A 23,292-nucleotide genomic window follows, 5' to 3' on the forward strand; every position below is an offset into this window, starting at 1 on the left:
CCGGCGGTCGCAGTGCCATGGAAACCCTGGGGGCACATACGGAGGCGGGCTCCTGGACGTGGTGGGCAAGGCCCGCCAGGTTGAGGAGACTTGACGGTGTGACTGCACCTTCGCGTGAGCGGCAGGTCCTCGGACTTGGCCGCGGCGTTTCCTCCCTCATTCCAGGCGAGCCCATCACCCTGTCCGCTGACGCACAGGTGAGTGCCGTGCTCGCCGGACTGCGCACGGTCCCCGTCCAGGCTGCCGTGCTCCAGGCCGCCGCCGTGCTGCTGTCGCACCTCGTCGACACCACCGATGATGACGGTATTCGCGAGGCGACCACCACGACGCTCGCCCACCTCAACCGGGTCCTCAACGAAGACGGCCCGCAAGCCAGCTGAACCCCGACCGGGCACTCGCCCGCCGCCGCAACCGGTTCCTGGTCGAGCGACCACCCGTCAGCGAGCGCCCTTTCCAGATGAGGACGTACACCGACGTCTCCGCCCGCACCCGGCAGCCGGGCAACTAAGAGCAGTGGAACAAGTGGGGACGGGGCGGCTGCGCCGCCGTGGCCGACGCCCTCGTCGCGGGCTGGCACGCCGGTGCCCGCCCTGCCGGGCGGACGCTGGGACTGTGATGGCGAGTGGATACGAGGGTGGCTGCTGCGGATACAGCAGGTGGCAGGAAGAAACGGGGCCCGGGTGCGTTCCGTTGGCGTGCTTCCCGGCTCGGAGTGCGGTTGTGTGCGGTCCGGATCACGCTGGGACCATGACCGTGATCACCGTGCACCGATTGGTCGACGACACCGCCCAGATCCAGCCCGGTGGCGTCGTCCACGATCTCGGGCGGACCTATTCGGATGCTGATCTGGCCGAGGTGTTGTATCGGGCAGGTCTTGAGGATGCGGAGGACCTGATCGCCGACCCGGTGGCGGTGGTCTCGGAGGGTGAGGGCACACACGTCTGGGGCAGCGAGCAGCCGCTGCCGCCCGATGCGCGCCCCGGGCGCTGACATGGTGGAGCTGCCGTTCATCGCGCCCATGTTGGCTACGCCGGGTGTGCTGCCCGCTCCCGCGCGCGAGCATCTGTACGCGGTCGAGAGCAAGCAGGACGGCATGCGGGCGCTCGCGTACCTGCCGGGTGACGGCACGCTGGTCATCCGGTCGCGATCGGGTGCTCCGGTGACGGCCGGGTACCCCGAGCTCCACGCCCTGGCCGACGTCCTTGCCGGGGTGCCGGCCGTGCTCGACGGGGAGATCGTCGTCCTTACGGAGGGCCGCCCCGACTTCGAGCGGCTCCAGTCGCGGATGGGCGCCTCCCCGGCGAAAGCGGCCCGGCTCGTGGCGACGGCTCCGGCGCACCTGGTGCTCTTCGACGCCCTGCACGTGAACGGCCGCAGCCTGCTCGACCGCCCCTTTGCCGACCGCCGCCGCGCCCTGGAGGACCTGGGACTCCAGGGCACGCACTGGTCGACCCCGGCAGCGGTGGTCGGCCACGTCCGCGAGGCGTACGACCTGACCCGTGAGCACCAGTTGGAGGGGATCGTCTACAAGTTGTTGTCGGCGCGTTACGAGCCCGGCGTCCGCTCGAAATCCTGGATCAAGCTGAGGCATGTCCGGACCGCCGACGTGGTGGTCGGTGGGTGGGTGTCTGGCAGGGGAGCACTGTCCGGGCTGCCCGGCGCGGTCCTGGTCGGCGAGAGCGACGGGGCGGGTGGGCTGCGGTATGTGGGAAGCGTCGGCACTGGCTGGTCGGAACGCGAACGTGCTGCTCTCGCCCGTCTCCTGGCTGTCGCCACGGTCGACGACTGTCCGTTCACCACGGTCCCGGACGTGCCCGGCGCTCGCTGGGTGCTGCCCCGCCTGGTTGGCGAGGTCCGCTACGCCGCGCGTACCAGGGCAGGGCGTCTGAGGCACCCCTCCTGGTATCGGCTGCGCCCCGACCTGGCCCCCGAAGCCGGCTGACCTCGCGCGAGGGGATCGACCGGCAGGCGGTCGACGTCGTGGTGTGCCTGGCGGGACAGCACCGGAATCGGCAGCGGACTGAAGGCCGTGGACGTACGCTCGTGACCACTGCTGCGTCTGGCAGCAGCACCGAAGGGGGAGGGGAACCCACATGACGAAGACGGACCCGAATTGGGGACTGCGCGGCGACGACATCCAGTGGCGCCGCCGTGGCGACGCGGGATGGGGAACGGCGGGCGACCCGGGTTGGGGCATGACGCCCGACGTTCACTGGGACTGAAGCGGCCCGGCTGGGCGGGTGCCTTTGGGTACCTGGCCCGGCTCCGCAGTCTCGCACCTGCGGAGCAGGTCTCTGCACTCCCTCGCAGACCACTACGGCTTCGTACGCTGCGTGGCCGCGGGCGGGGTGCGCCGGGCCGCGGACCGGCATCCAGGACGGGGCGCATGCGTCGTCGCCGGCACCTGAATCCTGCCGGACTCCGTGTACAGGCGCGCCGCTTCACGATTGCGGAATGGATACGAACACGCCAGGCCGCCGCGCCCGGAAGACGCAGACGTACGGCCCTTCCACTTCCGCAGCCTCACCGAAGCCGAGCACGCGCAGCTCGCCGACGGATTCCCCGCCGGTGCGGGGGCGAGGGGCATGCGGGCGCACGCTGTAGTGAGCTTCGCAGGCGCGGCGTTGCGGTGGACCGAGGCGGGGCGAGGGTGTCGGGGGACGGTGCGTCCTGAGCGTGAACGCAGCGAGGGTGGGCGTCGCTTTCTATGTGACAGCAGCGTCGGTTGGTGACAGGCTGATCAAACTTGGCGCCAAGCAGCGGAGTTGTCAGTGCAGTTGACACGTACTCACCGAATACTGATCGGTGTGGTGGTCACCGGTGCGGTGGTCATCGCGGGCATCGGTTTCGCGGGTTCGTACGCGGCGGTACGCGAGCTGGCCATGGAGAAGGGCTTCGGCGACTTCTCGCGGGTCTTCCCGATCGGCATCGACGCGGGCATCTGCGTCCTGCTCGCCCTGGACCTGCTGCTGACCTGGATGCGGATCCCGTTCCCGCTGCTCCGCCAAACGGCGTGGCTGCTCACGGCGGCGACGATCGCGTTCAACGGCGCGGCCTCGTGGCCCGACCCGCTCGGTGTGGGCATGCACGCGGTCATCCCGGTGCTGTTCGTGGTCTCCGTCGAGGCGGCCCGGCACGCGATTGGCCGGATCGCGGACATCACCGCCGACAAGCACATGGAGGGCGTGCGCCTTACCCGCTGGTTGCTGTCCCCGGTGCCCACGTTCAAGCTGTGGCGCCGGATGAAGCTGTGGGAGCTGAGGAGTTACGAGCGGGTCATCAAGCTGGAGCAGGACCGGCTGATCTACCGGGCCCGCCTCCAGGCCAGGTACGGCCGCTCGTGGAAGCGGAAGGCACCGGTCGAGGCACTGATGCCGCTGCGCCTCGCGAAGATCGGGGTACCGCTGGCGGAGACGGCGGCGGTGGGTCTGGCGGCAGCGGGCATCGAACCCACCCTCCTGCCCCCGCTGCACAGCGAGCAGCCAGCACCGCTCGTCTCCCTGACCAAGACCCAGGTCCCTGACCTGACCGCCGGCACGCACCCGGACGACACCACGGTGCCCGCCCAGGACAGCGTCCCCGAGCCCGAGACGGAGGAGCGGCGGGCAACGGCTCACGCCCGGCCCGACGCCGAGCTTGCCGAGGAGCCGGTGCGCACCACCGTGCCAGGCGCCGCACACGGGGCCGACCTGCCGCACGAGCAGCTGGCCGACACGTACTACGAGGCGTACCGCGAATGCGCTCAGGCGATGGGCGGCCTCCCAACCACTGCGCAGTTCGGTGGCTATCTGGCCGAGGTCTACGGCATCGCCGACCCGGACGGGCAGCCCCTCGCCGAGAAGGACTTGTCACCGGTCGTGGGATCCCTGCGGAAGACCGCCGAGAAGCAGGAGGCCACCGAACCACCGGCCGCCCCGTCGGCCGACGAGGAATCGGAGTGGCTGGCGGAGACGGTGGGGGAGCGGCCCGCAGCGGCCACACAGGAGCACCCCTTCTTCGGCGGGACCGCTGCGGTGGCCGCTGTGCCCGCACAGGTGGACAGCCCGGCCGGGGCCACGGTCCAGCCCGCGGTCCCTCAGCAGGTGTCTGTCCAGGAAGCGTTCGCGCCTTTCGTGCCGGCGCAGAGCACGCCGAGCACGGCAGAGCAGACGAGCGTGCTGGCCCGTGGCCACGCAGCGGCGGTCGATACCGGTGAGGCGACAGCTCGTCTCCCCGAGGCCCAGAGCAAGGAGACGGCGCCTACGTCGAAGGACGAGCAGGTGCACATGGTCGCCACGTGGCTGGACGAGGCCGAAGAGTCCGGCACCGATCTCAAGGGCACCGATATTGCCCACCGTCTGAACCTTGCCCCCCGTACCGCGCGGAGGCGTTTGGCCGAGGCGCAGGAGTACCGGGCGGCGCGGCAGCGCAGTGCGGGCCGTGGCCACTTGCGGCCGGTGGCCGATCAGGTATGAACCCTGACCGGTAGTCAGCGGCCAGACCGGTTCGGCCGACGCACCGACCGCATGCCCCGTCCACGACCTACTCCTCCCCGAGGCCGACCAGGAAAACGCGGACGCCCTGCGCGCCTGCTGCGCTGGTGGACCTGTGAGGCCCGGATCCGGGTGATGGCCAGCCGCCTGGTGGGCGCGGAGCCGGACGAGCCGCAGGATCCGGTGGTCGCTGACCTGGTGGCCCGCCGCCGCACCGCCCTCGACAAGGGACTGCAGTCGGTCACCCGGCGAATCGAGGCACTGGAGGCGTACGCGGACCAGACTTCGGTCGCGGATGCCCACTATCGCGAGTTCGAGCAGATCCAGCAGCTTGCCGAGGACCACGACCGTCTCCTCAACTTCCTGGCCCGTACCGCCAGCGACCAACTCGCCGTCGCCGAACTCGAAGGACTCACAGAAGAGGCCGCCACGATCACCTCCACGCTCGCCCAGACCCTCACGAGACCAGGGAGCAGGCCGCCGCAGCCCTGCCCCAGATTCCCTCCACACTGAGCGCCCCGAATCCGACGGACGACACAGCATGACGCCGAAGTCCCGTTCCTGCCGGGCCCGATGGGCCGGCTGCTCAATCCACTGATCCGACGCGGCTACCGCACCACGGCACGACCCCCAAGGGGATCAAATGCCCATCACCAGCCCATGTCCTTGGCGACATCCGCTTGCGCCGCAGCGATCTCCTCGGCCGTGACTTCGGGAACGTCGGTGCCCTGCTCGAACCGGCCCAGCAAGTCCACCAGAGCCTGCTTCTGCGCGGGGTGCCCGATCGGGACCGTGTTGAGATCCACGCTCATCAGCCAGTCGAATAGCACCACCGCGTCGGCACGCCACAAGCTGACGGTCACCACGGGCAGGTCCGGATCCATGCACGACATACTGCCCGATCGACTGGGACAACGTGATCACGCAGACCCAGCAGCCCTTCCAACACCCCTCCACGAACTAACGCGGAGCAGCACTAGGTTGATGCCGCGTCAGGCGCCTGCGGGCGTTATCGCCGCGCTGTTCTGGGAGCGGGGCGTCTTCCTCCCGGGCTCGCCCGGCCTCACGGTGGAGGGATCGACTGCCTCCAGTGGGGCTCCGACTTCGTAGTCACCGTGGGGCGCGTGGGAGCGGTCGTGGGGGAGCAGGAAGAAGGTGCGTCGGGTGAACAGCCCGCTGTCGTAGCTGGCTTGTGCGTCGGGGGAGAGGTTGGCGTAGCCGATAAGACGGCCGTCGCGGGCATAGCGCGGTTGGCCCCGTCGCTTGGGCTGTTTGTCGAGTGCCTGGCGGACGTAGTCGTGGTCGGGTTCTTCCAGCCAGACAATCTCGACCTCGTGAACAAGATCGCTTGGTCGCAGCGCCATGTTCGTCAGTCCTCCTGGCGGGATGGGGCGCGGCGGATATCGGCGCGCGCGGTCGTTGCTGATGTCCATCGTACGGGCGGGCACAAGCCGGCAGGCAGGGAGTACGAGGTGCTCACGGGGCATCGTCCTCGGGCGCCAGGAGCGCGAGCCCCGGGTACAGCTTGAGAACGTTGCTCTTGATCATCTCGGCGGGAGAGCTCAGCCCGAGTTCCTGGCGGATCCGGCTGGCGAACGCGCGGGCGGTCGAGGCGCGGATCCCCTCTCCCGCGCACCAGGCCCCGTACGTCTCGTACAGCAGCTTCTGTTCGACCCGCAGTTCCGGGTTGGGCCTGCCGTTGGCGCCTCGTGTGCAGCATTCCTTGAGGAACCGGCCGATGTGGTCCTCGGTGGTCTCATACGCGGCGGTCGCCACCCGCACAGAGGCCGGACCCGTCAACGGGTCTCGGGTGGCCAGGTAACGCTGGGAGCCTTCGATCAGCCAGGCGAGGATGCCGGGACCTTCGTGCTGGACGAGTTCGTCGGCCAAGTTGTCGATCTTGCGTTCGTTGGGGACGCTGCGCTCGAAGGGGATGAGCCGCATCCGCCGCCAGAACGCGTACCCGCCGGTGCCGACCTCGGGACGGTGGTTGCCGAGCAGCCACAGCTTGTGGGTGGGGGTGAAGGAGAAGAAGTCCTGACGCATCCGGCGGGCCTTGATGCGGTCACCGCCGGTGAGCAGCTTCACCCTCGACTCGTCGAACTTGTCGTTGGGCTTGAGCTCGGAGCAGACGATGATCCTCCGCCCATGGAGTTCGGTGAGCTCGGTGGAGTGCTCGGAGAACTTGCCCTTCTCCATCAGGAAACCCGGCGGCGCCGCATCGGCGTAGTCACCGAGCAGGCTGGTGAGGACCTCCAGGAGTACGGACTTGCCGTTCGCCCCGGAGCCGTAGAGGAACGGCAGTACCTGCGCACCGACGTCGCCAGTGATCGAGTAACCCAGCAGCAGGTGGAGGAACCGGATGGTCTCCCGCCCCTTCTCGTCGTCCCCGAAGGTGTCGTGGAGGAAGGTGTGCCAGCGGGGGATCGGAATCTGCTGGGGGGCCACAGCGGTGGCCCGTGAGTGCATGTCCGTCAGCGGATCGGGCTTGCGCAGGAGCCCGGACTTCAGGTTCACCACCCCCGCGGGGGTGCACAGGGCGTAGGCGTCGCCGTCCAGGCAGTTCGGATCGAGGTTCAGCGCGGGCGCCGCCTGCGCCTGGAAGAGCATCGCCTTCATTCCCGATGACGACGCCGACCGCCTGCGGTGGACGGCGAGTTCGCGGTCGCTGAAGAGACCCGACGGATCCGAAGCGGCGATCTCCTCCGCCATGTCGCCGGCCGCCCATACTGCCGCGTTGTCACCTCCTGCACCCCGCCACCGGTAGTCGTCCCAGATGTGCCAGCCCATACCGACCACGTACCGGAACCGGTCCTGGTACAGGCGGGCGAAGAGCTTGGCATTGCCACGGTCGGTCAGGGCATCCGGCAGGACGACTGCGGCCGTAGCGATGGGGGCTGCCTGCTGAGCGGGAACGACAGGAGGCCGCGCGAGGCTGGTGCCCAGCTGGCGCATCTGCTCGGCAGCACCGTCAGCATCAAAGCCAGGCAACGGCGACGGCTCGCTCATGGGCATCCTCAGGCGACACAACTACACGAGCCCGCGCTAAACGGCAGGGCTGACGGGGCTGACGGGGCTGAACTTTCGGTTGAGCCTAGCCCACGGCCTCACCAGGGAGGGGACTGGTTGGGGGCAGTGTCGCGATTCTTCAGCCCCGTCAGCCCCGCACGTGCCGGTGCCCGTCGTGCGGCGGGGCTGGCTCACGGCCGGACATGTTCCCCCGTGCGACAGATGTAACTGCAGGTCAAAGGCGTATGAGCCTGTTTCGCGGGGCTGACGGGGCTGAGTTTTTCAACTAGCGAAAGTACGCCGTCTCAGCGAGACGGGGAGCAGCAGACCACCTCCCTGGGCGGCGGCATCTAGCGGTAGCAGCCCCCGTCGGGTGGGGCTGGAGGCTAGGCGGGGCTGAACTAGCTCTTCAGCCCCGTGCAAGAAAGCACCAGGTCAGGAGGCTCTAGTACCCGAGTTACGGGGCTGACGGGGCTGAAGCTGTCAGTTATGACGGCAACGCAAGATGATGTGTCTTGTGCGCAGGCGCATGAGGAGACTCCTTCATATCTGGCTCATAACTGCAAAGTTCAGCCCCGTCAGCCCCGTAAGAGTCCCTCCTTGGCCTTCTGACCTGGCGTTCTTCGAAACTCTGATTCCGGGGCTGAATGCCTGCGAGGGGCTGAATCACGGCCTCAGCCTCTCTCCAACCCGAGCATGTGTACGGGAAAGCCGTGCTCGGCCCGGCGCCACGCCGCCGTTGACGGGCCGCTGGAGCCGGTGTGGTTGGCACGGCGCAGACGTCGTGCGGGAGTTCTTCCGTTGAGCCCCGCAGGGGCGTACTGCCTCTGCGACCGTTCCGGACGGACGGTCGTGGTCGGCGTACTCACCGACCACGTGGGGCCGGACTCTAGGCTGGGCGTACCACCGTGAATCGGCTCGTGGAGGATGCCCAACGAGGCACGCCCTACCAGAGGAGCGCCGCGGGTTCAGGCCGACCCTGTGGGGGCGTTGCTCTGGGTGGTTTTGGAAAAGCGCCGCCGCCGATCCGGAAGCGTTGCGTGGGGCGGCACCGCTTTCCCGCTCGCATGCTTGACGGAAGACGTAGCCCCCGGCTCCTGGGCCCGCGCCTTCCAGGTGTGCCTCGCGGTCGAAGTGGTCCACCTGTACCGGGACTTAAGGATGATCTCCGTCCGTATGCTCCCGCCGGGCCGCCTTGCCACCGGGTGAAGGAGGCAGCGGGCGGGGCTTCGCAGTTCGCAGTCAATTTCTCGGGAGCACCCTCCCTCCGTCAGGGTATGAACGGAGGCCGAATGGGTGCTTTCCGGCCTGGGTATGGAGCAGCTTCTGGGAGGGTGTGAGGGCCTGGCGACCTCGGAGCGTACGGAGCGGACCACATGCAAGAGCACCTGTTCCCGTTGTATCCGCCCCACCTTGAGGGCATTCAGGTCCTGGAGAGCCTGCACGGCCGGGCGCTGGGCGCGGAACTCGCATCGGCTATCGGTGTCGTCGCTGAGGCCTCGGGCCAGACCAAGGATCTGGTGCACACCCAGATCCAAAGCACCGTGTGCGGGAACAGCAAGCAGGTCGACGACCACGACCGACGGGAAGCCGTCCGGGTGTTGCGTGTGTGGCTGAAGGACCCTCAGCTCCTGGAGCGAGCACACAAAGAGAGCCGCCCCCGCAGAAAACGGCCGGACGGCACGGGACAGCTCCCGGTACCCCGCATCACGAAGTCGGCAGTCGCGGAGACTGAATGCGGGCTGTGCGCCGACCCGATCAAAGCGGGTGAGCTGATCGGCCGGCCGAAAATGCCGAAGAGCCGCGAGTATGTACCGATGGGCTGGCTGTGCGGGCACTGCCTCTACGAACGCCGTCAGACACCGCGCCGCCGGGACGTTCTGCTGCGAATCTTCCACCACCTCTTTGCCAGCAGCGCTGTCGATCTCAACGCCCCCGAGTGCACCGTTCTGCACCTGTGGCTTTCGGAGGAACCGTCGCTTCTCTTCTCCCAGGAGAGCGATTCCCTGGAGCTGACGCTGACGCGGATGGCCACCAGTGCCGCGGAGGACAAGCCCGCTACCTGGATCAGTTTTCCCACTGCCGAGGCCATCGTGGCCGTCCTCGCCAGTACTCCCCGAAGCACGCAAGGCCCGGACGAGCGGGTCCTGCTGGATGCTGTGCTCCGGCACCTGGAGGAATGGCGTACCAATGCCCAGCGCCTGTCAGCGTCGCGGTTCGGCACCGGCCCCCGATACCGCCGCGAGGTCCTGCGCACCACCGAGCACCCCAGCGTGCTGTCCGTACGGGGAGGCCCCTTCGACCTCCACACCGCACCTGCCGCGCGGAGTGAGGAACCTGCCGTCTCGTCAGCAAGCCCCGCGGGATGACGGCCAAGAAGGCCCGGCCCTCCACGGACAGCTCTCCGGAGGCCGAAGACAGCGTGCAGGAAGTACTGTTCACCGGCCGGGCTCCCCGCCCGCGCCGTCCTCGCCGGGAGGCGACGACGGCGCTGACCCCGGTACAGGAGCTCAGCCGGCACCTTTCAGCGATCGTCCGGCTGACCGGGCAGAGCTACGGGGAGATCAACCTCCGCCTGAACCGGCGCCTCGGTGTGACCACCCGGGTCGGGGCCTCGCCGGGACTGGTCCAGCAGGCTATCGAGCTGGCCCTGGAGTACCGGAGAATGCTGGAACGCCCTGCCCCGCCGGGCGAGACTGCGCGGGCGGGAGGGCAGAGTGCCGTCGCAGCGTCCCGGCCTGGCGGTGAGCGGACCAGGCCGGCGCCTACCGCCGAGCAGGAGCGGGCGATCGAGACGAAACGCTCCGGTGGGCACATGGTGCTGCAGGCCGGAGCGGGCACCGGGAAGACCACGACCTTGCGGATGCTGGCCGAGACCGACCTCCGGCGCGGTCTGTTCCTTGCCTTCAACCGGTCGGTCGTGGACGATGCAGCCCGCCGGTTCCCTCCCCACATGGACTGCCGGACCGGTCACTCGCTGGCCATGCGCGCCCTGGGCCCCCTCTACGGCCACCGGCTGAACGCTCCCCGCGAACCCGGCTGGAAGGAGGGTGTCCGCCTCGGTATCGGCCCGCACATGGTTCTGCAGCTGGGGGAGCGGAAGGTGTCCAACCGGGCCCTCTCCTACACCGTGCTGCGTACGGTGGACCGCTTCTGCCACTCGGACGCCGAGGAGATCCGCTCCTATCACGTTCCGCGGCTGCGTGGGGCGAGCGACGACGAGCTCCACGCCCAGCTTGTCCATGCAGTCCTGCCGTACGCGCGCCGGGCCTGGGACGACATCCAGAACCCCGACGGCACCAAATTGCGCTTCAAGCAGGACCATGCCCTGAAGATCTGGGCGCTGCAGAAACCGCGGATCGCCGCCGACTTCATCCTGCTCGACGAAGCACAGGACACCAACCCGGTGATCGAGGAGGTGTTCCTGGCCCAGCGCGACCACGCCCAGCTCATCATGGTGGGCGACTCCGCCCAGGCCATCTACGGATGGCGCGGCGCTCGCGACGTGATGACGGGCTTCAACGGCCAACAGCTTGCGCTGTCCCAGTCCTTCCGCTTCGGTCCCGCCCTCGCGGACGAGGCCAATCGGTGGCTGGCCCTGGTCGACTCGCCCATCAGGCTCACCGGCAATCCCGCCCTGGACACCAGCATCGGCCCGCTGGAGAACACCAACGCCGTGCTGTGCAGGACGAACATCGGAGCCATCACCGAGATCTTCGACCTCCTCGAAAAGAAGAAGAAGGTCGCCCTGGCCGGCGACGGCAAGGCCCTGGAGTCCCTCGCCCAGGCCGCGGGCAACCTCAAGGCCGGCCGCCGCGCCAACCACCCCGAACTGTTCCTCTTCGAAACCTGGGCCGACCTCCAGGAATACGCCACCTACGACCCCGCCGGAACCGACCTGCTCGCCCTCGTCGACATCATCGACGAATACGGCGCCGAGACCATTCTCGATGCCGTCCGACGACTGGACAACGAGGACAAGGCCGAGGTCGTGGTGTCCACCGCACACAAGGCGAAGGGCCGCGAATGGCCCTCCGTACGCATCGCCGCGGACTTCGAGCCCACCCCCACCGGCGAGAAGGACGACGACGGCAACCCGCTGCCACCCCGCCTGAACATCGACGAATCCCGCCTCGCGTACGTCGCGGTGACCCGCGCACGCCAGCACCTCGACCTCGGCGGCCTGTCCTGGATCAACAACCACCCAGGCGGGCGCCCCAGCTCCCCCGCGCCCCTCCCCGGGCCCGCCCTACCGTCTCCTCCACACGACTCGCCCTGGTCCCGACTCGGCCCAACTCCCACATAGCGCCCGGAGGAAGATGACGCGCCGTGGCCCGAAGACCGGAAACCGGGGCGCACCTACGCCACGGTGTAAACGACGTCGACCGCTTCCCACGGTGCGCCCCGGGTTGAGGAAGAGCCCTTGGCCGGGCGCAGAGCGGAGCCCCCGTCAAGACGGTGCCACGCACATCACCCGACGGAGAAGGGTGCCGCCGCAGGCCGACTGCACACGACAACAGCAGTTGCCGGCTCTCGTACACCGCTGCGCTGAGCCAACCAACAGAGCTGTGAGGTGCGGAAACGGGAAGACGGACCGAGGGGACTGCGCCAGGGTCCAGCCCCCGCGCTCGATTGCGCAAAGTTGAATCAAAGACATCAAACACGGGGAATGGCCTCGAAAGGCTTCATACTTGACTCGTCTGACAGGGCGGCAGAAAGCGGCTAGCCGATGCGCAACCTCGGAGCCACCTCGACCGAGCACAACGAGCACTGCAAGCCATACCTGTGCTGCCGCTGCCAGGACCGGCGCTGGGACACCAACTCCGGCGCCGAACGGCTGTGTACCCAATGCGCGAAATGCTGTCTGGACTGCGGGCGCCACCCCGCCCCCCACCTGGACGGAATGCCCGACGGACGGTGTGCCCAGTGCCGGGGCGCCTGCAAACGCTGCGGAATCAAGCTCCTCGACACGGAACGTGTCGCCGGACGCACCGCTTGCGAACCATGCACCCACCACCTGCCCGGACCCGGTCGCGACCCAGTCGAGTTTGTTCTGCGCCGTATGCCCTCGCCGCTCGTCGACGCCATGCACGGACGGCTGCCCGCAGCAGTACGCGACACCGTCTTCGCCGAACTGGCCCGGCGCAGTCCCCAGCAGCTGAGCGACCGGGTGGAACGGCGCTGGCATCGGCGGTGGGCCCACGCATGGCGAGAGCGGGCGGCGGAGAACCCCAAGAAGCGGCGTTGGAACCCCGACGAAATCGCCCTCATGCTGGTTGCTCCCGGCACCTGCCCGGCACCTGACTGCGAGGACGGCATGCGCCTGCGCTCGGAACGCACCTGCGCACACTGCCAACGCCCGGAGTACCGCTACATCGCGGACGACACCGTGCCCGCCAGCGCGCAGACCCAGCAGGACGCCCTGGCAGCCATACGCCGCGCACTCCTGGCCAGCCCTCACCGGACCCCAGCCGCCGATACCCGCCCCCTCCGCACCCGCCCAGGTGCCCGCACCGGCATCGACCGGGCACTGAAGCAGGCCCGCGCGCGGCTTGCCGACCCGGCCACCCCGCGCGCAGTGGCTCCCCCGGACCGGCCCGAGCCCGGACCAGCCGACAGCGTCATCCTCGCCGCCCGAACCGAGGACCCCGTCCGCGAGGCCGCGCTCAAACGGGCCCGTGCCGAGCGCGCCCAACGCACACGTAAAGGAACCCCATGACCCTGCTGCCCCTCCAACCCACCCCTCATCTGCCCCGCACGGCGGCCGATACCGACGGCGACACCTTGTTCACCCGAGCCCACGATCTCGCCCAGGCCGGCGACTTCCCGGCCGCCGCCGCGTTCGCGGCCCTGGCCACCGCGGCGTTCACTGCCCAGGCCGCCACTCTCACCGCGCCGCCGACAATCCACCTGGGGGACCACGAACCGCAGCAGGTCGCCTGGTGCCGCCAGTGCGTCACACCGAACTCCCGCCGCACGGAAACCGGACAGCCGTGCCCCCGGTGCGACACCACTCGCCTCCGAGCCCGCCCCTGCCGCTACTGCGGCATCAACCTGGAGCGGCGCCCCGTGGAAGGGCCGGACTCACCCTGGCGGTGGGTGGACAGCCACAGCAACCTGAGCTGCCCCCAGGCGCCCGATCCCCTGGCAGCACCCGCCGCCCCGGCACCGGAAGAGGACGTATGGCCAGAACAGCGGTGGGCCTGCTTCTTCAGTGACTGGTTCTCCCTCTACGCGAGCGCACCACTCACCACCGGACAGCTCGTCGCCGAAACACACCTCCGTACATACCTGCCGCGTACAACCTACGGCGAGTGCCACCCCGCACACCTGGACAGTTGGTTCGACCTGCGGTGCGACAGCACCTGCGGCAAATACACCCTGCGCCGCGCCGAAGACGACGCGCAGAGCGACGCCCCACGGTGGTACCTCCAGCCCTCCTCCGACACCGCAGACGCCTAGTACGCTGCGTCATATCCACCCCGAGGGAGGAGTGCCTCATGGCTCATGAAGACCGCACTTCGTCGAAGGAAATAGAACTGGCGAGGCCGCCAAAACAACATGTCAGCATGTTGATCGAGGACGAAATGGAGCTCGTCCTCAAGAGCGTGCGCGAAGCGGAAAGGACCGAGCTGATCGGACTGATCATGGAGCCGCGACGCCCGTACCCCCGCTCTGCTGGCATATGACACAGCTTCTGAACTTGTTCTTATGGTGCGGCTTCGGTGCCCATACTGTGGCGGATCGGGCTGTACAAGGCGGGAAACCTCGGCCGATGAGGTGATCAAGCCTCGGCGTTGCCGGAATTGCAGACGCGCGTCCCCCATTGTGGACTGTGTGCTGGTCTTTTCAGCGCGACACGGGTGTGGTGGGAGCTTCAGGCGAGCGGGCTTGCCCGTTGCCCTTCATGGGCGGGGTCTCCCACCACGCACAGCCCAGCTCAGGACATGAGGTGCCGGAGAAGACGGTGCCCGCCTTCTTCTCCAGCTCGGCCTGGCCACCATCCGACTCGCACTCCTCGGAACCGGTACCCGGCGCCGTCCCGCCGAGTCCTACCCGGGCAAGCCGAGGCAGAACTGAACCCTCCACCGCAGGCGCGCAGTGATGGCGCGCTCGATGGCTTGGAGTCAGACCTTCCCCGCGTTCGTCACCGCGGTGATGTCGACGACCACCGAGTCGGTGAGCTTGGCCTTAAGGTCTCGAATCCGGGCCTCGACAAAGTCCAACTCCTCCTCGGCCGCGCTGCACTCCGCCTCCTTCGCGGAGTCGTGGTCACCCTCATCTTCGCCGGCCTCCTCCATCGCCATCCGGAGCCGCGGGCGCTCCGTCTTCGAGAGGAACAGAAGTTCCTCCTCCAGGGCCCGAGCCCCACGAATAGTCATAGGGAACTTCTTAGCGGCTGCCCTTGGTTCAGCAGTACGTTTCCGTCGGCAGATCGCAGGCTGGGACCGAGGGGATGCGGTCTCGGCGCCACAAGATCACCTGCTGGGTTCCGAATCCGTACCAGCCGGCCCCAAAGGCCGCATCGAGCTGCAGGTCGGGCGCCACCAGAGAGGCCACTTCCATGCGGTGAATGTCCTCCAAGCCGTACGGAGCTGTGGTGAATACAGCTGGCCGGCCGTTGAGGTTCCAGGCGATCACGTGATCGAGCCACCCGACCCGGGGGTCGGAACCGTAGACCATGCATTCCTGCTCCGGGTGCGTCGGCTCGGACGGGCACTTTCGCGAGGTGGTCCGGGTCAGCCAGCGCGGGCAGCAGCCGACCTGGCTGCGGCGAAGGCCTAGGCCAGTGGCCCACTCGGTGATGGCCTGCTGTTTCGCACGCTGGCTGGCCTGTCGGCGCGTGAAATCCTCGGGGGACTCGGGTGTCTGCCATCGGCGGCGCCGGGCAGCATTGTGCAGGCCGTAGGGCCACTGCACCGCACCGTCGGTACTGCGTCCGAAGACCCTGAGCGCCGCCACGTGAAGGTCCCTCTTTTCCAGCATGCAGGGACATTAACGTTCCCGGTCCGAGCGGACGTGCCGACCCGCTGTGCCAGGTCAAGGGGGCTGTGAGTCCGATGACAGGCATGGTTCCCCACCGGGAATGGTGTGTCTCCCACGGTGAAGGCTGGGCCGCCGTACTCATGCCTGGCCCGAAATCCTCCATGATCCTTACCGTGGGCGTCGATCTGTTCGAGCTCCCCGCTGGTGAACCAGTACTGCACCCCCAGCACTTGGCGACCATGCTGCGCGACCTCGTGCCCGGGGCCCGGGAAGCAAGCCCCAGCAGCGCATGCGGCTGAGTTGAACGACGGTGCCTGCGGCGGCAACTTGGGCGGCGCCCGCTCGTTGAGCGCGGCATGGCGATGTGAGGTTCGACGAAGTCCAACAGCGACGTGTGCCACGAACTGGCGATGGCGACGCTCCACCTGCTCCGTCAACCTTGCGCCCCTGGACTGGTTACCCCCTTCAACGACGACCAGCCCCGCGATCCGGACCGCGGATTTTGTGACGGACACCTGGCATGAACGGCTGCCCGGAACGCTCCTGACGTCAACCAGCAGGCGTCGATTCAAAGACGGACAAGGGGATGCGCCCGGCCCTGTACCAGGGGCAGGGCCCACCCGGACTCGCCGGTGCAGGGCTGCCGGGCAGAACAGCGGGGCGGCAACTGCACGAAGCCCGTTGCCCATCGACCCACAGAGTCGGCGGATGGGCCCGCCGGGGCCGGGCTCCGACGTGATCCCGGAAGACGTCACCGGATTCCTACACTACCCCCATGGAAATTCTTACGCACCGTGTCCGAATTGCTGCACCAGGTGACGGCGAGGCGGTGGGGCTCCTGGCCGCCGTGGCTCTGGAACATACGGACGAGGCAACCCAGGGCCGAGCCCGGCCGGGAAGGGACCTGCTGGGGCACATCGAGACGCGCGGCGGGATCATCCGGGCCCGCCACGGTCATGCCATCTGCCGTGTCGCAGCCGATCAGCAGGACAAAGTGATCGGGATGATCCACGTCGCCCCGCCGATGAGCTGGATCGACGAGCACCCCATGGCGCTGCGCCCTGCCCTGGGCCGGACCGTCGTCGAACTGGGGATGCTCGCCGTCGACCCGGGCCACCAAGGGCGCGGCATCGGACGTTCGCTGCTGGCCGTCGTGGAGGAAGACGAAAGAGCACGGGGCACCGAAGTGCTCTTCGCGAAAGTGGCCTGGACCAACTGGGCCTCCCTGCGGTGGCACCGCAACCAGGGGTTCACCGTCGCGGCCCCCGACGAAGCACTGCTGCTCTACACCTCCGAGGGTGAGACCAGCCTCGTCGACCTCAAAGACGGCCACGCCCTGTTGTACAAGCCGATGCAGTCAGGCATCCGCATCCTTCGAACGCGTCTCCCCGGGGATGTCGCCTTCCTCTACCTGTCGAGCCTTCCTGCTCATTCCGGGCACCGACGGCTGATCAACGCGGGATCACCGGCCCCCAACTGACCACGGCAAACCGACTTCCGCCCGAACCCTGCAGGCCGCTAGACCGGGGGGGCAACCTCACTGCGCGTCAGCGAGATCGGCGGCGAGCTCTGCAAAGTCAGCGAGGGCAGGTGGAACTGGCTCTGAACGAGTCTCGAGAGCCTTGCGCGCTTGGCCGGCAATGAGAGCTGCAAGGTTCTCCGCTGCACCGTGGATCTTCATCGTGGTCGTCAGGAGGATGGACGGGCGGGCGCCGGAGGTTGGGTCGAATACCTCGACTACGGCGGCGGATCCATCAGCATGCCTGGCTACGAAGTCGGAGATCAGGAGGTCGGGATCAAGGAGCTCCTTTGTCTGCCACTGTTCGACAGGCACACGGAGCCAGATCTCATAGCGAGGTGCGAGGTCCCAAACGAGCCAAAACAACTCGATCTGAGAAACATCCAACTGGTGAACGAGTGCGCTGGTCGGCCGCCCGTCCCATGCGGATAGTGTGCTGACAGTGGTGCCGACCTCGGTCAGATATCGGTTCACAAAGGAAGTCATCGGTCCTCCTCCCCTGAGGTCGAGAAGCAGCCGTCAAACGCTTCGGCGGCTGCATCTGGCCACGGGCTGATCGCGCCCTTGAGCATGACTGATACATGTCCAGTCTGGCGGCTCCTGAACACGCAAAATCCGGCATCGCGCAGTCGGGCTGCCGTTGTGTGTCGAACGTGGTCGCTTGAAGTGGCCTGACGGCGGGCTACCCGCTTTGTGGCCTCTACTACCGTCAGCGGCCCCTCACACAGGCTAAGAGACCAGTAATCCTCAGGACGAGACTTGAACCATGCGGTGCCGTATTGGGAGAGCACTACGTCAGGCGGAACGTCATCCAGGTCCTCCCCGGGTGGATCATGCAAAGTCCACATCGCCACTCCCGTCAGCGAGCGCTCCTGCCTTCAGTGTCCTCCACGCGCAGGACAGAAGCGCCGCGTCTGCGCGATGGCGTCACTCGGCTGACGATCGTGCAACACCTGTTGCACTGCGGAAGGTCCATCGAACCGTCGCTGAGCTGTGCTCATGCCTCTGACCTCATGTCTCACCGCAGCTCACCCCCAGAGAACCGCCGTCTTCGAGGTGGTACTGGTGGAAGGTGATGTTGTGGTTCTCGGTCGCCGGCAGCACCTTGACCATGATCGTCACCAGGCCGAAACTCACCGCTCCACTCCACACGGGCCTGCCAGCACTGGGACGGTGACCTCCAGATAGCCGGGAAATCCAGCGTAGGCGGAACCGGGTGGAGCGGCACGTGGAGTACCCGGCCGACGCCATAGAATCCGAATCCATGAGCGATGACCTGGTGATCCCGGCAGAGATGGTGGCCGCACAGCTGCAGGCGGAGGAGGCACTCGCCGCAGTGGGTGCGTGGACGGACAGCGCCCCGGACACCATGGCCGACCGCTGGGCCGCCGCGTACGCGGCGACGGCCAGGGCTCACGAGCTGCGGGCACCGCTGGTGTCCGAGCACGGGTCCTGGACGTTCACCGCTGCTCTGGGCAAGGCCGTGCAGGAAGCCCGGCCTGCACGGGGGTAGACGAACCCAGGGGAGACCACAAGCCCTTGGTGCGGGCTTATCGGGCGAGGGTGACCTTGAGAGGCGCGTTGGCGCAGGTGATGGAGGTCTGGGCGAGGGCGTTGGCCTCGGCCGGGTCGACGGTGAGCTGCCAGCGCATCTTTACCCGGTCCACTCGGCCGCATACTGGCAGTGGTTGCCCTCGAAGGGCGGCATCCAGGTCGTGGGATCCTGGTCCGCCTTCGACCTGTTGGTCTTCGCGGAGACCGCGATCAGCGCGCGCGGGTCGTCGAGGTCGTTGGCGTATGCCTGCCGCTCCTCCGCCGTCCAGGCCGAGGCCCCGCTGTCCCAGGCTTCGGCGAGCGGGACCATGTGGTCGATGTCGATCGTGGACGGGCCGTTGATGTAGGTGTTGTCGTAGCTGCTGTACCACTGGCCTCCGCTGATCTTGCACTTGGTGTCCTTCTGCGGGGCGAGGAACGCCTCCTGGAGAAGGATCTCCGCGCGGGTGTTGCAGCCGTTGTTGTCCGCGTCGATCCAGTGCCTGAACTTCTTCCGTTCGTACCCGGTGCGTGATTCGTCCGCGACCGGCATCTCGGCCAGGGCCTTCTGCAGCGGCATGGTCAGGGTGTCTCCGCGCTCACCCCACGGCCCGGGTACACCGGCGGCCTGCGCGGCGGCGGCCGGTGCGAGCAGTCCCGTCACGAGTGCTGCCGCGGTGGTGATGGTCGTCAGTGTGCTGCGTACGCGCATCGCGTCCCCGCTGTCCGAAGAAGATCACAATCTGTCGTGATCTTCGTAGCGGAGTGCGGGGTGCCAAGTCGCTCTGCTTGAGGGGATGTTCACCCCGGGGAGCGAAAACCGTGATGATCGCACTGCCGCCCCGGGTTGTGGTGCGGGTGGGCAAGTCAGGGCTGGAGTGCCAGTGGTTGCTCCTGCTCTGCTCCGGGAGGGCATTCCGTTCAAACACCCTTCCTGTGTCAGGGGTTCCTGACACCATGGATGTCAGGAGACTCTGACGTCGGCGAGGAGTATGACGATGAGCTGGATGGATGAGACCGGACGCCATGAAGGTGTGGTGGTCGCGGTGCTGTCGGACGGGCAGGACGCGCCTGCCGTGGCGGCGCTGGGCGGGAGTACCCACTGGTGGGACAGCGACGGCACGGTGTCCGAACGCGCTGCCGGTGTGCGGAGCGCGTGCTGTTGCGGGTGGCGGGGTACGACCACGCATCCGGTGATCTGGGGAGATCCCGAAGCGACCGAAGGCCATGACGCGAAGACCGGGCCGTTCGCTGACTGGGAGTACCACGTCACCACCGTCGAGGGCCTGATCCCCCGCGATGTCGAGCAGATGCTCACCGCCCTCGAAGAACGGATCACCGGCCTGTCGCGAACCCAGCCGCTCGCCGCCCTGCGCGCGGTCGCCCGCCTCCAGAGCACAGCGCCCGCGCTCGCGATCGACACCGTCCGCAGGGCACGCGTGTCTTTCGTGTCGTGGGAGGGGATCGGTACGGCGCTGGGCTGCACCCGGCAGTCGGCCCATGAGCGCTTCGCCCGGCACACGACGGAAACGGAGGAGGGGGAGTAGTGCCCGAGAAGGACATCGGGCTCGGTTGACGCCGACGGCCGGACCGGGGACACACTCCCCTCCCACCTCTGACACACAGCAGGCCCGGATCGGCTTCTCCTGGGTTCTCGTGATTGTCGCAACACCCCAGCTCAAGGCGCTGGATGAGGTGCCAAGCGGGAACCCTCTCCGTGAGGGCTGGGCCGAGGAATCCGTGAGGGCTGGGCCGAGGAAGCAGCCAACGAAGTTCAGCCTCCCCGGCTACTCTTCGGATTCGGCCGGGGCGGCCGGGGGTGTGGCGAGGTCGTCGTCGGTGATCGGGTCGCCGTTCCACAGGAGCGTGACGCCGTGTTCCTCGCAGTACGCACCGCTGTCGTCCTCGTACGGGTGGCTGCGGCCGCCTTTGACGCAGTACGTCATCGTCGGTGACACCCGCACTCGCAGCGCAGGGTCTCGACCGGTGCGTCCGTCGGCCGCTGCCAGGCCAGCCGGATCTCACGCGGCCCCGGACACATCGCGTGTTCGTTGCACCGGCACTCGGGGGTCTGGTACCTCCTCGCGGCCGGTCGTGTCTGCACCGTCATGATGACGCTCCGGACAGTCGGGCGGATCCGACCGCGACCAGTTCGGCCACGCGGGTCTGGTCACAGAGGTGTCCGGGCTCGCGCATCGGCACTACCCAGTAGGCGCCGGGAGGTGGGACCTGGTGGATTTCCGGGACACCCAGCCAGCCCTCACCTACGTACGTGGCGGCGCGGGACTGCCAGCGGACGGCCCCGCTCACCGGCACCAGCGGGTAGAACCACCGCTCGGCATCCTGGATCACCGGACCGTCCAGTACCTGTTCCAGGAGCGGACTCACGGCAGCCGGGCGGACGTCGTGAAGCGCCGCGTACAGGACGGCGGCCGGGATCCGGACCGTGTCGAAACGCTGGCCGAGCGGGAGCATTGCGACCCGGTGGGTCCTCCACTCGCCGTGGGCACGCGCCGGTGAGGGATGCGCGAGGGCCAGCCAGTGGGAGGGGGTGAGCGCACTCTGGGAGGAAGCGCGGGGCAGGGGTGTCTCGTCGGACGGTGTGCGGCGGGCGAGACCCCCAGCCGTAGGACGATGAATCATGGTCGGCTCCATGTCGTCGGGGGCTGATGTCGACATGGTGGGGGCAGGGCAAGGCCCCGGCTATCAAGGGTTGTTGATAGCCGGAGCCAGAGGGTGACCCTGCGTCAGGCGTGCAGCCAGGAGCCGAACGACAGAAACGAATCGGGCAGCTGCCGCTTCGCCGCTTCCAGTCCGGCGTACGTCTCCCGCACCGTCGGGTGATACCTCGCCTGCTGCGGGGCTGTCTTCCGGGCTACCAGCAGATTGCGGTAGGCCGTGTCCATGTCACCCGTCCACATCTGCGCACGAGCCAGCTCCGCGTGGTGGTGCGAACGGCGGGACGCCGGCCAGGACCTGGGGATCTGCACCCCTGCCCCCTTCTCGGCCGCCGCGCCGTACTCGTCCAGCTCGGCAAGCACGGACACGTGGTGCACGCGGACGTTCGTCGGACCGAACGACAGCCAATGCACCTCGGCCGCCTCGCCCGTTCCGGCAGCAATCCTCTTGGCCTCGCCGAGATGGGCTTCCGCGCGGTCCTTGTCCTGTGACCGACCCGCCATCACCGCGGCGCCGAGGTGCAGTTGCCCGGTCACGACGTCCCGCTCCCGGCCCGCGTCGGCCTGCTCCAGGGTGCTGAGACCGAGCTGCACCAGGCGCGCGCCCGTGCGGTACTCGCCTTCGCGGAGGTAGGTCAGCGCGCGCATGTACCGGTACATGCCGCCGACCACCGCATCAGAGCCGCGCTGTGCTGCCCAGTCCATGCGGGCCAGGGCGATAGCAGCCAGGTCCCCATAGCCGAGCTTCGAGGTGACGTCGTACGCCGTCCGGTAGGTGCTTGCCAGCAACAGCCAGGACTCCCGGCCCGGCGCCGTGTGCGCCGCTGTCGTGGTCTCCAGGATCAGCCCCGGCAGTTGGCTCGCGACCTGCTTGATCTCTCCGGATCGGACCGAAACGAGCATTCCCTCCGCATCGTCGGCCAGGAGCTGGTGCGCACGTGGGGTGATGTCCGGGTCGGCGCCGAGGTCGTACACATCGAGCGACTGGCGGATGGGCCTGATCAGTATGTCCAGTTCATCGGCCCGCAGTTCGGTGACGTACGGCTGGCCGGTGACCGTGGCCACGTCCACGCGCAGGGTGCGGGCCACGGACGCGATGACGTGCGGGCTGGCGGGGATGACACCCTGCTCCGCCTTGGTGAGTGTGGAGTACGGCACCTGCGACAGGTCCGACAGGGCTCTTTGGGTGAGGTGGCGTTCAAGGCGCAGCCGCTTGATGCGTGCACCGGTGTGGTCATGGGGCAGAGCGTGCATACTGAACTCCGTTCTGACTCGACACCAGAACGGTACCCGCGGTCGGCTCCGCCGGTACACGAACAGCCCCACCCCCATTGCCTGCTGGGGTGGGGCTTTCCTTACATGCCGGTGAGCCAGTAGATGAGGTCCTGCCGTTCGGCCGGCGGTACAGCAATGGCGGGAGCGCGCCTACGGCGCGGCAACAACTAGCGCTGCTCCGCAAGGGTTCGGGTGGGGCGCGATTAGGGGTGTTCGCGGCGAGCGGCGTCACGGATGAGCCGCGCCGCCTCGCTGCCCTCCGGCGGCTGGATGCCGAGCAGTTCGTGTTCCAGGAGCGCGATGCGGGTGTAGTCAACGTGGCCTGTGACCGCACCCTGTGGCCTGCTGGTCCTGTGTGGCAGGGCCTCGTTGGTGACGACGGCTGCTGAGCATCCGAGCAGGACGCTCGCGCAGACGTGGACGCTGAACTCCTGGCTGCCCAGGAGCAGGTAGCTGGTCGAGAGCGCGGGGAGCACGGCGTAGAGCCGCTTCCTGCCGTTGCCCTTCCCTTTCCGCCTGGACAGGTACGGAAGGGATTCCATGGCGACCTCCGGTTGTGCGGGTGGGCTCACAGTAGCTGCGAGACATCAGGGCATCCGTGACTTCGGCGGAGGTGTGCCCGCCTGGAGTGCGTCTCAGGCGGTGTCGTGCTTGCGGGTGTAGTGGTCGGCGGCCCGTTGGTGGGCGTTGCCTTCATTGACGCCTGCTCCGGCTGTCGGGCAGTCGGGGGTGGTGCAGGACCACAGCCACGGGTGCTGGCGGTCGGCGGGCTCGGGGTGGGGGCGGACGGTCCAGGGTGCGGCCCAGAGTCCGAGTCGGG

27 protein-coding genes are annotated in these 23,292 nt (G+C 68.1%); 14 read left to right on the forward strand and 13 right to left on the reverse strand.

What is annotated here, in order from left to right:
* Positions 1-98 precede the first annotated feature (98 nt).
* The 6 genes from AB0D18_RS34600 to AB0D18_RS34625 all read left to right on the forward strand — a co-directional run bounded on the left by AB0D18_RS34600 (position 99) and on the right by AB0D18_RS34625 (position 4,985).
* Positions 99-380 carry a hypothetical protein gene (locus AB0D18_RS34600; protein WP_362427905.1) on the forward strand — a complete coding sequence of 94 codons (282 nt, stop codon included), beginning with the start codon at positions 99-101 and terminating at the stop codon, positions 378-380.
* Between the two features lie 367 nt (positions 381-747).
* Positions 748-990: a hypothetical protein gene (locus AB0D18_RS34605; RefSeq protein WP_362427908.1), complete on the forward strand. Its 243-nt coding sequence runs from the start codon at positions 748-750 to the stop codon at positions 988-990.
* 1 nt (position 991) lies between these two features.
* Entirely contained in the window at positions 992-1,942 is a 951-nt protein-coding gene (locus AB0D18_RS34610) for an ATP-dependent DNA ligase (protein ID WP_362427911.1), read from the forward strand.
* Positions 1,943-2,093: 151 nt separating this feature from the next.
* Positions 2,094-2,222 (forward strand): hypothetical protein, encoded by a 129-nt coding sequence (locus AB0D18_RS34615; RefSeq protein ID WP_362427914.1) that lies wholly within the window; start codon positions 2,094-2,096, stop codon positions 2,220-2,222.
* Positions 2,223-2,771: 549 nt separating this feature from the next.
* Positions 2,772-4,454, forward strand: coding sequence for a DUF2637 domain-containing protein (locus tag AB0D18_RS34620; RefSeq protein ID WP_362427917.1), 1,683 nt, complete (start codon positions 2,772-2,774; stop codon positions 4,452-4,454).
* Between the two features lie 153 nt (positions 4,455-4,607).
* The gene (locus AB0D18_RS34625) at positions 4,608-4,985 is read left to right on the forward strand and encodes a hypothetical protein (RefSeq protein ID WP_362427920.1); all 378 of its coding nucleotides are present in this window, start codon (positions 4,608-4,610) and stop codon (positions 4,983-4,985) included.
* Between the two features lie 137 nt (positions 4,986-5,122).
* Here the strand turns inward: AB0D18_RS34625 and AB0D18_RS34630 are convergent, their stop codons facing one another.
* The 3 genes from AB0D18_RS34630 to AB0D18_RS34640 all read right to left on the reverse strand — a co-directional run bounded on the left by AB0D18_RS34630 (position 5,123) and on the right by AB0D18_RS34640 (position 7,481).
* Positions 5,123-5,356, reverse strand: a complete 234-nt coding sequence (locus tag AB0D18_RS34630; RefSeq protein WP_362427923.1) for a hypothetical protein — start codon at positions 5,354-5,356, stop codon at positions 5,123-5,125.
* A 108-nt stretch (positions 5,357-5,464) separates the two neighbouring features.
* On the reverse strand, positions 5,465-5,836 hold the full coding sequence (locus AB0D18_RS34635) for a DUF6009 family protein (protein WP_362427983.1): 372 nt from the start codon (positions 5,834-5,836) through the stop codon (positions 5,465-5,467).
* 112 nt (positions 5,837-5,948) lie between these two features.
* Positions 5,949-7,481 (reverse strand): phage/plasmid primase, P4 family, encoded by a 1,533-nt coding sequence (locus tag AB0D18_RS34640; RefSeq protein WP_362427926.1) that lies wholly within the window; start codon positions 7,479-7,481, stop codon positions 5,949-5,951.
* A 1,376-nt stretch (positions 7,482-8,857) separates the two neighbouring features.
* Here AB0D18_RS34640 and AB0D18_RS34645 point away from each other — a divergent pair.
* From AB0D18_RS34645 to AB0D18_RS34665, 5 genes are all read left to right on the forward strand, one after another.
* On the forward strand, positions 8,858-9,850 hold the full coding sequence (locus tag AB0D18_RS34645) for a hypothetical protein (protein ID WP_362427929.1): 993 nt from the start codon (positions 8,858-8,860) through the stop codon (positions 9,848-9,850).
* Complete coding sequence (locus AB0D18_RS34650; RefSeq protein ID WP_362427932.1) at positions 9,847-11,787, forward strand: UvrD-helicase domain-containing protein; 1,941 nt, start codon at positions 9,847-9,849, stop codon at positions 11,785-11,787. Before AB0D18_RS34645 ends, AB0D18_RS34650 begins: the two co-directional genes overlap by 4 nt.
* A gap of 756 nt (positions 11,788-12,543) precedes the next feature.
* Positions 12,544-13,200, forward strand: coding sequence for a hypothetical protein (locus AB0D18_RS34655; protein WP_362427935.1), 657 nt, complete (start codon positions 12,544-12,546; stop codon positions 13,198-13,200).
* A complete protein-coding gene (locus AB0D18_RS34660; protein ID WP_362427938.1) occupies positions 13,197-13,943 on the forward strand; it encodes a hypothetical protein in 747 nt (248 codons plus the stop codon). The genes AB0D18_RS34655 and AB0D18_RS34660 overlap by 4 nt, the downstream gene beginning before the upstream one ends.
* 38 nt (positions 13,944-13,981) lie before the next feature.
* A complete protein-coding gene (locus AB0D18_RS34665; RefSeq protein ID WP_362427941.1) occupies positions 13,982-14,170 on the forward strand; it encodes a hypothetical protein in 189 nt (62 codons plus the stop codon).
* Positions 14,171-14,608: 438 nt separating this feature from the next.
* Here the strand turns inward: AB0D18_RS34665 and AB0D18_RS34670 are convergent, their stop codons facing one another.
* Together AB0D18_RS34670 and AB0D18_RS34675 are read right to left on the reverse strand one after the other, a co-directional pair.
* A complete protein-coding gene (locus tag AB0D18_RS34670) occupies positions 14,609-14,863 on the reverse strand; it encodes a hypothetical protein (RefSeq protein WP_362427944.1) in 255 nt (84 codons plus the stop codon).
* 28 nt (positions 14,864-14,891) lie between these two features.
* On the reverse strand, positions 14,892-15,467 hold the full coding sequence (locus AB0D18_RS34675) for a hypothetical protein (RefSeq protein ID WP_362427947.1): 576 nt from the start codon (positions 15,465-15,467) through the stop codon (positions 14,892-14,894).
* Positions 15,468-16,242: 775 nt separating this feature from the next.
* Between AB0D18_RS34675 and AB0D18_RS34680 the strand changes: the two genes are divergently transcribed.
* Positions 16,243-16,947, forward strand: a complete 705-nt coding sequence (locus AB0D18_RS34680) for a GNAT family N-acetyltransferase (RefSeq protein ID WP_362427950.1) — start codon at positions 16,243-16,245, stop codon at positions 16,945-16,947.
* Positions 16,948-17,004: 57 nt separating this feature from the next.
* On the opposite strand, the gene AB0D18_RS34685 is transcribed toward AB0D18_RS34680, so the two are convergent.
* Positions 17,005-17,472, reverse strand: a complete 468-nt coding sequence (locus AB0D18_RS34685) for a hypothetical protein (protein WP_362427953.1) — start codon at positions 17,470-17,472, stop codon at positions 17,005-17,007.
* Between the two features lie 525 nt (positions 17,473-17,997).
* Positions 17,998-18,123: a hypothetical protein gene (locus AB0D18_RS34690; RefSeq protein ID WP_362427956.1), complete on the reverse strand. Its 126-nt coding sequence runs from the start codon at positions 18,121-18,123 to the stop codon at positions 17,998-18,000.
* A 127-nt stretch (positions 18,124-18,250) separates the two neighbouring features.
* Here AB0D18_RS34690 and AB0D18_RS34695 point away from each other — a divergent pair, with 127 nt between their 5' ends.
* On the forward strand, positions 18,251-18,499 hold the full coding sequence (locus tag AB0D18_RS34695) for a hypothetical protein (RefSeq protein WP_362427959.1): 249 nt from the start codon (positions 18,251-18,253) through the stop codon (positions 18,497-18,499).
* 141 nt (positions 18,500-18,640) lie between these two features.
* On the opposite strand, the gene AB0D18_RS34700 is transcribed toward AB0D18_RS34695, so the two are convergent.
* Complete coding sequence (locus tag AB0D18_RS34700) at positions 18,641-19,231, reverse strand: HNH endonuclease family protein (protein WP_362427962.1); 591 nt, start codon at positions 19,229-19,231, stop codon at positions 18,641-18,643.
* Positions 19,232-19,517: 286 nt separating this feature from the next.
* Between AB0D18_RS34700 and AB0D18_RS34705 the strand changes: the two genes are divergently transcribed.
* Positions 19,518-20,066: a hypothetical protein gene (locus AB0D18_RS34705; protein ID WP_362427965.1), complete on the forward strand. Its 549-nt coding sequence runs from the start codon at positions 19,518-19,520 to the stop codon at positions 20,064-20,066.
* A gap of 240 nt (positions 20,067-20,306) precedes the next feature.
* Here AB0D18_RS34705 and AB0D18_RS34710 read toward each other — a convergent pair whose 3' ends face one another.
* The 5 genes from AB0D18_RS34710 to AB0D18_RS34730 form a co-directional block, all read right to left on the reverse strand.
* Positions 20,307-20,465, reverse strand: coding sequence for a hypothetical protein (locus AB0D18_RS34710; RefSeq protein WP_362427968.1), 159 nt, complete (start codon positions 20,463-20,465; stop codon positions 20,307-20,309).
* Positions 20,466-20,625: 160 nt separating this feature from the next.
* A complete protein-coding gene (locus tag AB0D18_RS34715; protein ID WP_362427970.1) occupies positions 20,626-21,162 on the reverse strand; it encodes a hypothetical protein in 537 nt (178 codons plus the stop codon).
* A 104-nt stretch (positions 21,163-21,266) separates the two neighbouring features.
* Entirely contained in the window at positions 21,267-22,451 is a 1,185-nt protein-coding gene (locus AB0D18_RS34720) for a helix-turn-helix transcriptional regulator (RefSeq protein WP_362427972.1), read from the reverse strand.
* A 224-nt stretch (positions 22,452-22,675) separates the two neighbouring features.
* Positions 22,676-23,014, reverse strand: coding sequence for a hypothetical protein (locus AB0D18_RS34725; protein WP_362427975.1), 339 nt, complete (start codon positions 23,012-23,014; stop codon positions 22,676-22,678).
* A gap of 93 nt (positions 23,015-23,107) precedes the next feature.
* On the reverse strand, positions 23,108-23,292 hold a 185-nt coding region (locus AB0D18_RS34730), incomplete at its 5' end, for a hypothetical protein (protein ID WP_362427978.1).

The organism is Streptomyces sp. NPDC048442 (assembly GCF_040651475.1).
Taxonomy (GTDB): Bacteria; Actinomycetota; Actinomycetes; order Streptomycetales; family Streptomycetaceae; genus Streptomyces.